At 70.5% G+C, this 10,900-nt stretch carries 11 protein-coding genes; 3 read left to right on the forward strand and 8 right to left on the reverse strand.

Annotated elements, in window-relative coordinates; translation table 11 throughout:
* The first annotated feature begins 71 nt into the window (after positions 1-71).
* Positions 72-1,079 (forward strand): alpha/beta hydrolase, encoded by a 1,008-nt coding sequence (locus AB0J69_RS23715; RefSeq protein ID WP_364120920.1) that lies wholly within the window; start codon positions 72-74, stop codon positions 1,077-1,079.
* Positions 1,080-1,335: 256 nt separating this feature from the next.
* Here AB0J69_RS23715 and AB0J69_RS23720 read toward each other — a convergent pair whose 3' ends face one another.
* The 4 genes from AB0J69_RS23720 to AB0J69_RS23735 all read right to left on the reverse strand — a co-directional run bounded on the left by AB0J69_RS23720 (position 1,336) and on the right by AB0J69_RS23735 (position 3,341).
* Positions 1,336-2,109, reverse strand: coding sequence for an alpha/beta hydrolase (locus AB0J69_RS23720; protein ID WP_364121300.1), 774 nt, complete (start codon positions 2,107-2,109; stop codon positions 1,336-1,338).
* Positions 2,106-2,366: a hypothetical protein gene (locus tag AB0J69_RS23725; RefSeq protein WP_364120923.1), complete on the reverse strand. Its 261-nt coding sequence runs from the start codon at positions 2,364-2,366 to the stop codon at positions 2,106-2,108. Before AB0J69_RS23725 ends, AB0J69_RS23720 begins: the two co-directional genes overlap by 4 nt.
* Positions 2,367-2,602: 236 nt before the next feature.
* Positions 2,603-2,830: a hypothetical protein gene (locus AB0J69_RS23730; RefSeq protein ID WP_364120926.1), complete on the reverse strand. Its 228-nt coding sequence runs from the start codon at positions 2,828-2,830 to the stop codon at positions 2,603-2,605.
* Between the two features lie 106 nt (positions 2,831-2,936).
* Entirely contained in the window at positions 2,937-3,341 is a 405-nt protein-coding gene (locus AB0J69_RS23735; protein WP_364120929.1) for a hypothetical protein, read from the reverse strand.
* Positions 3,342-3,495: 154 nt separating this feature from the next.
* Here AB0J69_RS23735 and AB0J69_RS23740 point away from each other — a divergent pair, with 154 nt between their 5' ends.
* On the forward strand, positions 3,496-3,738 hold the full coding sequence (locus tag AB0J69_RS23740) for a hypothetical protein (RefSeq protein ID WP_364120932.1): 243 nt from the start codon (positions 3,496-3,498) through the stop codon (positions 3,736-3,738).
* Positions 3,739-4,491: 753 nt separating this feature from the next.
* On the opposite strand, the gene AB0J69_RS23745 is transcribed toward AB0J69_RS23740, so the two are convergent.
* The 4 genes from AB0J69_RS23745 to AB0J69_RS23760 form a co-directional block, all read right to left on the reverse strand.
* Positions 4,492-5,838, reverse strand: coding sequence for an alpha/beta fold hydrolase (locus AB0J69_RS23745; protein WP_364120934.1), 1,347 nt, complete (start codon positions 5,836-5,838; stop codon positions 4,492-4,494).
* Entirely contained in the window at positions 5,835-6,158 is a 324-nt protein-coding gene (locus AB0J69_RS23750; protein WP_364120937.1) for a metalloregulator ArsR/SmtB family transcription factor, read from the reverse strand. Before AB0J69_RS23750 ends, AB0J69_RS23745 begins: the two co-directional genes overlap by 4 nt.
* A 255-nt stretch (positions 6,159-6,413) precedes the next feature.
* Complete coding sequence (locus AB0J69_RS23755) at positions 6,414-7,265, reverse strand: alpha/beta hydrolase (RefSeq protein ID WP_364120939.1); 852 nt, start codon at positions 7,263-7,265, stop codon at positions 6,414-6,416.
* A gap of 102 nt (positions 7,266-7,367) precedes the next feature.
* Complete coding sequence (locus AB0J69_RS23760) at positions 7,368-10,106, reverse strand: carbohydrate-binding protein (protein ID WP_364120942.1); 2,739 nt, start codon at positions 10,104-10,106, stop codon at positions 7,368-7,370.
* Between the two features lie 120 nt (positions 10,107-10,226).
* Here AB0J69_RS23760 and AB0J69_RS23765 point away from each other — a divergent pair, with 120 nt between their 5' ends.
* On the forward strand, positions 10,227-10,880 hold the full coding sequence (locus AB0J69_RS23765) for a GntR family transcriptional regulator (protein WP_364120945.1): 654 nt from the start codon (positions 10,227-10,229) through the stop codon (positions 10,878-10,880).
* Positions 10,881-10,900 lie beyond the last annotated feature (20 nt).

A 10,900-nucleotide genomic window follows, 5' to 3' on the forward strand; every position in this document is an offset into this window, starting at 1 on the left:
TCGCCTCGGCGCTGAGGCGTCCCCCTCCGGCTGCTTGACGCGGCCGCATCACCTACCAGAAGGGAAACGCCGTGAAGGCACCCATGCTCGAAGGTCCCGGCTCGGTCGGCGGTGCGCCGCACCTGCCGCCCGGCTTCACCGACACCTTCATCAGCCGCTACGTCGACACCGGCGACGTGCGCCTGCACGCGGTCACCGGCGGCCGGGGACCCGCGCTGCTGCTGCTGGCGGGCTGGCCGCAGAGCTGGTATGCCTGGCGGCTGCTCATGCCCGCGCTGGCCGCCGACTTCCAGGTCGTCGCGGTCGACCCGCGCGGCGTCGGGCTGTCGGACAAGCCGCAGGACGGCTACGACACCGGCACCCTCGCCGCCGACATGGTGGCGTTGATGGCCGCGCTCGGGCACCAGCGCTTCTCCATGGTCGGCCATGACATCGGCATGTGGACCGGCTACGCGCTGGCCGCCGACCACCCCGAGCGCCTCGACCGCCTGGCCGTCGCCGAGGCCGCCATCCCGGGCCTGTCTCCCTCACCGCCGCTCTTCCACGGCGCGCAGGCCAACGACCGCCTCTGGCACTTCGCCTTCAACCGCCTCACCGAGCTGAACGAGCTGCTCATCCAGGGCAAGGAGCGCGTCTTCTTCGGCCACCAGTTCGCCACCAAGGCCGTGCGCAAGCTCCCTGACCACGCCGTCGAACACTACGTCGGCCCCCTCGCCGCCGACCCCGACGCCCTGCGCGCCAGCTTCGCGTTCTACCGCGCACTCGACACCACCATCGCGCAGAACCAGCGGCGCAAGGCCCGGCGGCTGACCATCCCCGTCCTGGCGATCGCCGGTGCGGGCAACTCCGGTGACCTGGTCGAAAAGACCATGCGGCTCGCCGCCGACGACGTGGAAAGCGTGATCATCCCCGACTGCGGCCACTATCCGGCCGAAGAGGCCCCCGAGGAGATGCTGGCGGCCCTCAAGCCGTTCCTGACGGCCCACCGCTTCGATGCGATCAGGGGAGAAAGGGTTCCGAGCTGCTCGCCCGGCTGGCCGCCCAGCGCGACCAGATCGACAGGCGGATCGCCGACCTGACCGGCATCCGCAACCGGCTCGACTCTGTACTGGGCCGACCACGGGCGCGGTGGTCTCAGCGGGTGCGGTTGGCCGTTGTCGCCGCCACCATGAGGGCGGCGACGGAGTCGCGATGGTCGTGCTCGTTGCGCCTGAGGACGATGTAGCTCGGTTCGGCATCTGCGACAGGGACGCAGATTGTGCCGGCTGATGCCGGAGCGACAAGTGAGCCAGAACCGGTGGCGGAGGACCGCCGGTTCGTGATCACGGTGCGAGTTCACGTGCGGGTGCTCGCGTAGGCGGCGAGGATCGGGGCGGTGGCCGCGTCGGGGCGCGAGAGCATCACCATGTGGGAGGAACCGGCGATCTCCGCTGTCTTGCTGCCGGCACGTTTGGCCATGAAGCGCTGGGCGGCGGGCGGGATGGCGTTGTCGGCGCCGGCGACCAGATACCAGGACGGGATGCTCTTCCAGGCGGGTGCGGTGCTGGTGGCGCTCAGTCGGGCCACGCTGCCGGGCCTCTGGGTGGTGGCCATCAGGCGGGCGGTGGAGGCGGGCAGGTCTGCGGCGAAGACCTCACGGAACGTGGCCGGTCGATGTAGCCGTCGACACCGTCCGGACAGGGGCGGGCGAGGATGGAGTCGGGCAGCTTGCTGCCGGGGAAGCGGCCGGTCAGCCGGCCCACTGCAGGCGCTGGATGATCGGGTTCCAGCCCGGAGGAGTCGGTGAAGGCGCCATGCACCAGCACAATGGTGGGTTTGGCGGCCCCCGCCTGGGCGGGCGCGGTGTCGCCCAGAGAGAGCACGAGCAGGAACGCGGATAGGGGAGCGGCGAGGGCACGGCCTGGTCTGGTGGTGATCATCGGCTGTCCCTGTCCCTGTCCCTGTCCGGGAGGGATGAAGCGCTTGATGAAGGTCAGGGCGGTGTCGCAGACCTCGTGCCAGCCGCTGTCGATGGTCAGCGAGTGGTCGCGGCCCGGCATTTCGACGATCTCGGTGACGTGGTGGGTGTTGCGCGCCTGCTTCTTGTAGGAGGCGCGGGTGATGGCTCAGGGGACGGTGTGGTCCTTCTCACCGGAGATCAGGGGGAGCGGGCCGCGGTTGCCGTCCGTGCTGTCGACCTTGGTCTCGCTCCACGGGTTGAAGTTGGCGACCGCGGCCTGGAACAGCGGCGCGCCCGGGGCCGGGACGGCGAACGTCTCGTACAGGTGCTTGGCCTCCTCCTCGCTGACGGCGTTGGCGAAGGCGTAGCGGAACTGCTCGTAGGTGAGCGGCACGGCGCGGTGGATGTCGGCCGGGTTGGTCAGCACCGGCGCGGCCGAGCGCAGGGAGGAGATCGGCAGGGGCAGTACGCCCTGGAACGGGGCCGGGTCAATATCGCGACCGAGGCCACTGACATGCCGCGTGCGGCGAGGATCTGGGTGAGCAGCCCGCCGAAGGACCGACGATGGTGGGCTTACGCTGCAGCTTGCCGATCAGGTCGCAGTAACGGTCGGCGACTTGAGCCACGGTCTTGTGCGCGAACACCTCAGGGTGGGCGTTCGCTTCATAGACCGTGTCGGGGTCGTCGGGGCAGCCGGGCGCGACGGGCGCGAAGCCGGCCGCCGCGAACACCTCCGCCCATCGTTCCCAACTGGTGGGCAGCAGCCAGCTCGGCCAGGTTGACCGTGTCGGTCCGGTCCAGTGCGCGCCCCACCAGCGCCACCGTCGCGACCAGCGCGACGATGGCCAGCAGAGCGGCCGGATACCACCTGCGGATGGGACGTCGGCTCACACCGACATGTTCGCCGCCGTCCAGCACCCGCGGCATAGATCACGGCCCATCCCGGTGCCGAATCGTGCCCTATCGGCAGCCGGCCGCGCTGATGACCGACGCCCTCTCAGCCCTGATGGTCCAGCGGGGTGACGTTGGGTTCGGGCAGTTCCAGCTGTTTGCGCAGCTCGTGGTTTTCCAGGGTGAGCTGGTGGACCGCCCGGACCAGGGCGGGAACGTCCTCCCGGATCTGGGCGAGTTCCTTGTTCTTGTTCTCGATCGTCTTCTTCAGCTTCTTGATCGTCGCGCGCAGCCGCACCTCGACGTCAGGTGTGGCTCCGCGGGCTTGGACGTGCTCATAAGACTCGTTCTTGAGATCCTTGTGCCGTTGGGTGAGAGCGATGCGGTGGCCGTCGGCCTCCTGGGCCAGCGCGACGATGGTGAGCGCGCCGGTGGAGTTCTCAGGCGCGCTGGCCAGGATGCGGTCCATGGCGGCGCGGATGCGCTCACGTTCGTCGAAGGCGGGGCTCACGTCGTCGTCTCCTGCAGGGAGATCCGGGTGCGATCATGGGTGTCGGCCAGGGCGCGGAGCGTGCTGGCGCGACCGCGCAGCCGGTCGCTCACCGGCTGAGGGGCGTGCGCTGCCCGTTGTCGAGGACGTCGGCGCGGGCGCGCAGGCCGACGGCGTGCCGGTCGGTCTGCGGGCGGTGTTCCCGCAGCCGGGAATGATCCGCTTCCGGCTCAAGGGCGGCAAGATCATCGCCGTGCCGCTGGCAGCGGAGGTGATGACCCTGCTGCGGCCGCTGATGACCGGCCGCGACGCTGGTGACCTGCTACTGCTGAGGGCCGACCGGCCGCAGCTTCGACCGCTGGCGGCAACAGACCGCGCCCCGCCGCCCGCGCCACCGGGCTGGACCTCGCGAAGCTGACCCCGCACATGCTCCGCGCCACCGCCGCCACCCTGCTGCGAGCCGCCGGCGTCCCGTCGAAGCCGTCCAGGAACTGCTCGGGCACGCCTCCCCGGTCACCACCCAGCGCTATGACCGCGGCCAGACCGCACTGGACGGCCACGCCGCCTACCGGCTCACCGACCTGCTCACCCAGCAGCCCGCTCCCGGCGTCGGCGACAGCACTGCCGAGACCGCTCCTGAGACCGACGCCACCGGCGAGACGGCCGCCACCGTGCGCACCCGCCGGAACCGGCCTCCGCACCATCGCGGCGCACAACCGCTGGCAGGAAAGCGCCGCAAGCCTGCCGACCCTCCACGGCGAAACCGCTGAGCGGCCAGTGGCCGACTGGTCGTTCTTGGAACGGCACACCAGCACCCCAGCGGGAGCGGATGTGCAGCCGCAGCCGCGAGCGCCCGCGGGGATGGTCGAGCAGGACCTGGTGCAACAACCGCCCGACCGGTGCGGGCCGCCCGGGCCGGGCGGGCTGTAGGCGCACACGCCTGGTCGCGGCGGCCGGCCAGCGCCGGCACCAGGCTGCCCAGGGGCCGGGTTTCCCGCCCGCCGACCAGCAGCACAGTGGCGACGGCGCGGGCGAGTTCGGGCTCACTGGCGTTTCCCGCTTCGGGCCCGCCACCGCCTGCTGAACGGGACAAGCGAAGGCCGAGCGGTGGAGGGGCAGACGGAGTCGGCGGCGACGGTGTTCTCCCACATGGCCGCCAGGCCTGTGGTCGTCAGCCGAGCAGGAACGTGCGGGCCTGGTCCGCGACCGGCCCAGGGGCCATCCAGAAGGCGGAGTGATCCTGGTCGGCGAGCGTCAGCACGGTCACGTTCGGCAGGATCGCAGCCAGCGCCTGTGCACCGGCGCGTATGAAGGCCTCGCCGTTGCCACCGACGGCCACCGCGACCGGCGCCTTGATCGACCAGCGGTCGGCGGGCAGTGGCTTGCCGTCCTGGAGTCCGCGCATGATCTGGCCGTCGTAGGCGTAGGTGTGGGCGTACTTGACCATGGCCTCCCAGGAGGGGTCCTGCTTCATCGCCGGGATGTACTCGGCCGGGACACCGATCATCTCGGTCATGAAGTATTCGACGGCTTCGCTGCGCTTACCCGCCGCGACCAGGGCGTTCTGGTGTTCGACGTAGTCGGCGGGCGCCGGGGGCTTGGAGTCGTCGACGATGAACGGCGGCTCGTACAGGTAGAGTCCCGTGACCTTGTCACCCAGCGCGCTCGCCGCGTCCAAGGTCAGCCCGCACCCACCGGAACCGCTGGTCAGGGCCGCGGAGCCGCCCGCGACCTCGATGAGCGCGGCGATGTCTTCGATCTCGCGCGCCGGGTCGTAGGGCTGCGGATCGCCGCTGGCCCCACGGCCGCGCCGGTCGAAGCTGATCACGGTGAAGTCCTTGGACAACGCCTCGGCCACGCCCGCGACGCCGGTGTGGTCTTCGGCGACATTGCTGATCACGATGATGGCCGGACCGGACCCGGTCTTCTTGTACGCGATGGTGGTGCCGTCGGCGGAGGTGATGGTGGAAAGTTCGGACATGATCGTTTCTCCTTCGCTGGTTGACGGGCCGTCCAGCAGGCCGCCAAGCCGGTCGAGCGCTTCGGCGTAGCCGTCGGCCATCTGGAGTTCGACGGCCCGTTGCAGTGCTTGGCCGTCGGGGAAGCTCGCGGCGACGGAGACGATGCAGCCGTTGCCGGTGGAGGTGAAGGTGACCGAAGTCGGGAAGGTGCCCGTGCCGTCGGGCCGCCACGCCGCGTCGGCGAACACGTCGTCGTAGGCGAGCTCGCAACGATCGACGACGGTGGTGTAGGTGGCGATGCTGCGCACCGGCGCGGCCGAGCCGTCCACTGGCGCGATCTCGAAGCGCCAGCGTCCTCCCGGCCGCACGTCCATCTCGTACACGGTCGCGGCCCACCCCTGCGGCCCCCACCAGCAAGTGATCGCCTCGGCGTCCGTCCAGGCCCACCACACACGCTCGAGCTCGGCCGCGTAGGTGCGGCTGATGTGCAGGGTGTTGGCCGACCTATCGACCACGATCCCGTCCGCGGTGTCTGGGGACATGCTCAAGCTCCTCATTGATCGGCCGTGTCGTCGAGAAAGGCACCGAGGCGATCCATCCGCTCCGACCACAGAACGGCGAACCCCTGCACCCAGTCACTCAGCTCACGCATCGCGCCCGGGTGCAGCCGGTAGATCCGCTGCTGTGCCCGCTTGGTCACCTCGACCACTCCCGCCTCGGACAGCAGTCGCAGATGCCGGGACACCTGCGGTTGGCCCAGGCTCAGCGCTTCGACGATGTCACCCACCGACCGCGGGCCGTCCCTGAGCAACTCGACGATCCGGAACCGGTTCGGCTCCGAGATCGCCGTCATTCGCAGTTGCACGCTGTTGACCACACCTCGAACATACATGACGGTGTATATATGTACAAGTGTATGTATTGCGCAAGGGTGCCGGTCGTCTGCGGGCGTGTGCGATCCGGGATTTGACTTCCCGCGTCCTACCTCATGAGCCTTCCAGCCGCTGCGCGAAGGACCTGGGTGGCCTGCTCTCCGTACTTTCTGGTTCCCGCGACACGCGAGGTGGTGCCCGGGGCGCTCCGACGTCGCTCGCGCAGGAGCGCCCCGGGGTTCGAGCGGGGGAGGTGCGTTCTAGCGGACAGTGGCATCGGCGGCCTGCTCGATCAGGCGCGTGACCGTGTCGGGCCGGGAGACGGACACCGCGTGGGAGGCGTCGACCTCGACGGCGTGCGAGCGGGCGCGCTTGGCCATGAAGCGCTGCGCGGCCGCCGGGATGTTCCTGTCCCGCGTCGTGATCAGCGTCCAGGACGGGATGGTCTTCCACGCCGCCTTGGTGGCCTTCTCCTCCAGCGCGGCGGCGGTGACGGGGCGCTGGGCGGCGGCCATGACCTTGGTGATCGCGGCGGGGACGTCGGCCGCGAACTGCCGGCGGAACTTGTCCTGGTCGATGTAGAGGTCGGTGCCGGAGGTTCCGTCCGGCAGGGTGAAGGGCACGGGCTCGAGCGTCTCGGACAGCGTGCTGCCGGGGAACCTGGCGGCCAGGTCCGCGGCGCTCTCACCGGTGTCCGGCGCGAAGGCCGCAATGTAGACGAGCGCCTTGACCTGGTCGTCCCCGTCGGCGGCGGTGCTGATGACCGATCCGCCGTAGGAGTGACCGACCAGTACCACCGGACCTCGCACGCTGTCCACCAGACCGCGCAGGTAGGCGGCGTCACTGGCCGGGCTGCGCAGCGGGTTGGCCGCGGCGATCACGGGATACCCGTCATGCCGCAGCCGCTTGACAACACCCGTCCAGCTCGAGGCGTCGGCGAAGGCGCCGTGTTCCAGGATGACGGTGGGCATGGCGCGTTCGGACGCGGCCGCGTCCGCCGCCGGGGTGCCGGTCAGGCCGACGGTCGCCAGGGTGACGATCGCGAGGCCGGCGCCGGCCAGGGTCGTACGGATCCAGGAGGGGCTGGTCTCAGGGGTTGAGGTCGCAATCATGCCTCCTAAGACCGGCCAGGTGTCCGGTATGTGACAACTTGGGGGAGAATTGGGGATCTGCTGTCCCGGATGGATCGGCTGCCGGGGACGCCGTCCGGGTGGTCACTCCAGGGCCACCCAGTCGATGTTCGCGACGCCCGCGCCCCCGTTCGCCACCAGGAACAGGTCGTGCACACCGCTCGTGTCGGCGATGCCGACGCTCTGCGTGGCGAACCGGGTCCACCCGCCGGTCGAGGCCGTCGTGAGGGTGCCGATCACCGGACCGGCCGGCCCGTCGATCCGTACCTCGAAGCTCTGGCCCGCGTACGCGGGGTCGACCCCGACCGAGGCGGAGAACGACGTGCGCCCCATGCCGAAGTCGATCGACCGGAACGTCAGGCTGTCGCCGCCGTCGAAGCTCCCGGCGAACTTCCCCGTCCCGCCCGCGGCCACGCTGGTGCCGGAGCCGGCGTCCGCGTGCTCGGCCTCCAGCTTGGCCGGGGTGCGGGTGAAGGAGATGGTGTCGATGTCGCCGATGCCCGGTCCCGTGCCCAGGGCGATGAGGTACACGTCATGGGTGCCGCTGGTCGGCGTGATCGGCGTGTACTGGGGCACGAAGCGGTCCCAGCCGCCGGTCGCCGAGACCGTCGCGGTGCCGATGACGGGGCCGGTGGGCGAGTCGATGCGGATCTCGAAGCGCTGGTTGGCGTACTGCACCTCGGTCGCGAGGGTCGCCGCGAACATGGTGCGCCCGTTGCCGAAGGCGACGTTCGCGTAGCGCAGCCAGTCGCCGCCGTCGAAGCTGCCGACGACCGTGCCGGTCCCGCCGGAGCGGGTGTTCGTGCCGGAGGAGGCCGCGGCCGACTCCGCCTGGACGGTCGCGCCGACGGAGCGTACGCCGGCGGTCCACTTCGTCGCGCCGTACTGGTAGGCGCCGATCGTGGGGGTCGCGTCGGTCGAGCCGTCCGTCCAGGGCGGCAGCACCGCGCCGGCGTTGCGGGCGGGGGAGCCGGAGGTGACGGTGAAGTCGCGCCCGGCGGCGTTCGTGAACTGCGGGTCGGTCGAACTCGGCAGGTTGTCGGAGACCGTGACCCCCGGCATGGTGTCGACGATGCCGATGTTGTTCTTCACCTCGGAGGTGGAGTAGGTGCCGCCGAACAGGCTGACCGCCTTGGGGTCGGTGCCGCTGGTGTTGCCGTAGATCTTGTTGCCCGAGGTCGTGCCGCCGTTCGGGTTGATCAGGACGACGCCGTACGTGGTGCGGTTCCAGGCGACGTTGTCGGCGACCGTGGCGTTGTGGGTCTCGAGGTCGAGGTAGACGCCGGGCGCCGGCCCGTCCTGGGCCACGCCCGGGGCCGCGTCGTGCAGCAGGTTGTGGTCGATGATCGTGTTCGCCAGGTTCACCCGGCAGCACACGTAGATCGCCCCGACGTCGTTGACGAGCTTGCCGTAGTCGCCGAAGTCGTTGTACCGGATCAGATGGCCGGAGGAGACGGTGCCGGCGACCTTGTTGTCGATGTTGAGGTTGCTGCGCCCGCTGCCCCAGGCCGTGTTGTGGCTGATGAGGTGGTCGCTGCCGAGCACGTTGATGCTGGCCGCGTAGCTGCCCATGTAGTCGGCGTTCGTGATGCGGTTGTTGGTCACCGTGTTGCCGGTGCCCGCCACCAGCACGCCGTTGCCGGCGCTCCAGTCGATCGTGCTGTTGCGCAGCACGTTGGCGGTGCCGCGCAGCTGGATGCCGCTGGTGGTCTCGCCGGCGGTGAGCACGTCGCACGGGTCGGCGGGGGTGACCTTGGCCGGGTCGACGACGAGGTCGCTGTAGGCGGAGACGTAGCGGGCGGTGATCCCGTCGAGCGTCACGTGGTGGGTCGAGGACGAGGTCTGGACGGTGGAGCCCTTGATGCCGATGCCGAGCACGGTCGTGTACGAGCGGCCCGACAGGTCGAACGCGAGCTCGCGCTGCTTGACCTCGACGGTGTGGGCGGACGGGGCGGCCCCGTCGGGGGTCCAGAGGTAGAGGTGGCCGTCGGCGGCGCGGTGGTGCCACTCGCCCGCCTTGCCGAGCAGCGCGAGCTTGCCGCTCAGCGAGTACAGGTTGCGCTGGTTGGGGCTGAGCCCCACGCAGGCCGGCAGGCTGCTCGCGGTCACCGACCCGACCGCCGAGCTGGTCACGGTGCCGGACTCGCTGACGAACCAGTTGTGCGAGGTGAGGCGGGCGCCGACCCACCAGCCGGCTGGCTGGGTGAGCGCCGCGTCGGAGAGCGAGGTCTGGGTGCCGGACTGCGCGGAGGCGAGCACCGGCTCGGCCGGGTTGTTGCCCGGGTGCGGCCACGCCGCCTCGGGCTGCATCGCCCCGTCGACGAACACCTGCTGCCCGGGCAGGGCGCCGTTGACGGTGACAGGGGCCCGGTAGATCCGGCCGGCCCCGACCGCCGCGGCGAACTCCGACCCGGTGAGGGTGGGGTCGGCCGCCTGGAGCGCGGCCAGCTGGGCTCCGGTGACCTGGGACCAGCCGGTCACCGGGTCGCTGCCGTCGACGATCACCGCCGCGCCCGGGGCGGCGGTGTAGGTGATGCGGTTCGCTGCCGTGCCGTCGGCGACCGGCTTGACGGTCTCGCGGTACGTCCCGGAGGCGATCTGGCAGGTGTCACCGGCGGTCATGACCGTGCCGCATCGCTGGATGGTGCGGAACGGGGAGCCGGAGGTTCCCGGGTTGGAGTCGGAGCCGGAGGTGCTCACGTAGTACGTGGTGCCTCCCGTGGCTGCGGCGGGGGGTGTGCTGGTGAGGGTGCCACCGAGTAACGCGGCGGCGGTGGTCGTGGCGAGTGCGGCGGCACGGGCCGCGACGATCCGACGGGCCATCCGAGATCCAATCACTAATCGATTATCGAGAAGTTAGTGACCAAGGTCCCGCCGCGTCAATGGGGACAATCGACTATCGCTAGCCTAGGCAGCACCATCGGAACGCAAGGAAAGGCGGCCATGACCGACACCGGCATCAACCGGGGACTGCTCTCGGACCAGGTGTACGACCTGATCCTCACCTCCATTCTCGACGGCACGCGCGCCCCCGGATCCCGCGTCGTGGAGTCCGAGATCGCCCGGCAACTCAGCATCAGCCAGGCGCCCGTCCGCGAAGCGGTCAAGCGGCTGGTGCACGCGGGGCTCGTCGTCTCGGTGCCCCGCCACGGCAGCTACGTGACCGAGATCTCGGCCGAGGAGTTCGCGATCGCGCGGCAGATGCGCGCCTCGATCGAGGCGGCGGGTGCCCGCCTCGCCGTCACGGCCGCGACCGCCACCGACCTCGCCCGGCTGCGCGCGATCGTCGCGCGCATGGAGAAGGTCGTCGCCTCGGGGGACTGGGCGGCCTTCCGCAAGCTCGACGTCGAGTTCCACCGCAGCGTGATCGCCTCCACCGGCGTCTCCGTGCTCGCCCGGCTCTGGGACACGCTCGAACCCATGCTCATCAGCCAGCGCGCGATCGGCGACCCCTCCTACCTCGGTGACCGGGCCCAGGTCGTCCGCTGGCACGCCGACCTCATCGACGCCGTGGTGAGCGGCGATCCGGAGGTGGCCGCAGCGGCCTTCGCGGCGCACGCGTCGGGCGACCTCGGGACCGACCGGTCGTCGTCCTAGGCTTGCCAGTCAGATGGACC

This window comes from Nonomuraea sp. NPDC049709 (genome assembly GCF_040674815.1).
GTDB lineage: Bacteria > Actinomycetota > Actinomycetes > Streptosporangiales > Streptosporangiaceae > Nonomuraea.

Bases quoted from the DNA above. Each gene is read 5' to 3' on its own strand.
- AB0J69_RS23745 (WP_364120934.1), bottom strand. From the start codon at position 5,838: ATGAGGAGCTTGAGCATGTCCCCAGACACCGCGGACGGGATCGTGGTC.
- AB0J69_RS23755 (WP_364120939.1), bottom strand. From the start codon at position 7,265: ATGATTGCGACCTCAACCCCTGAGACCAGCCCCTCCTGGATCCGTACG.
- AB0J69_RS23760 (WP_364120942.1), bottom strand. From the start codon at position 10,106: ATGGCCCGTCGGATCGTCGCGGCCCGTGCCGCCGCACTCGCCACGACC.
- AB0J69_RS23765 (WP_364120945.1), top strand. From the start codon at position 10,227: ATGACCGACACCGGCATCAACCGGGGACTGCTCTCGGACCAGGTGTAC.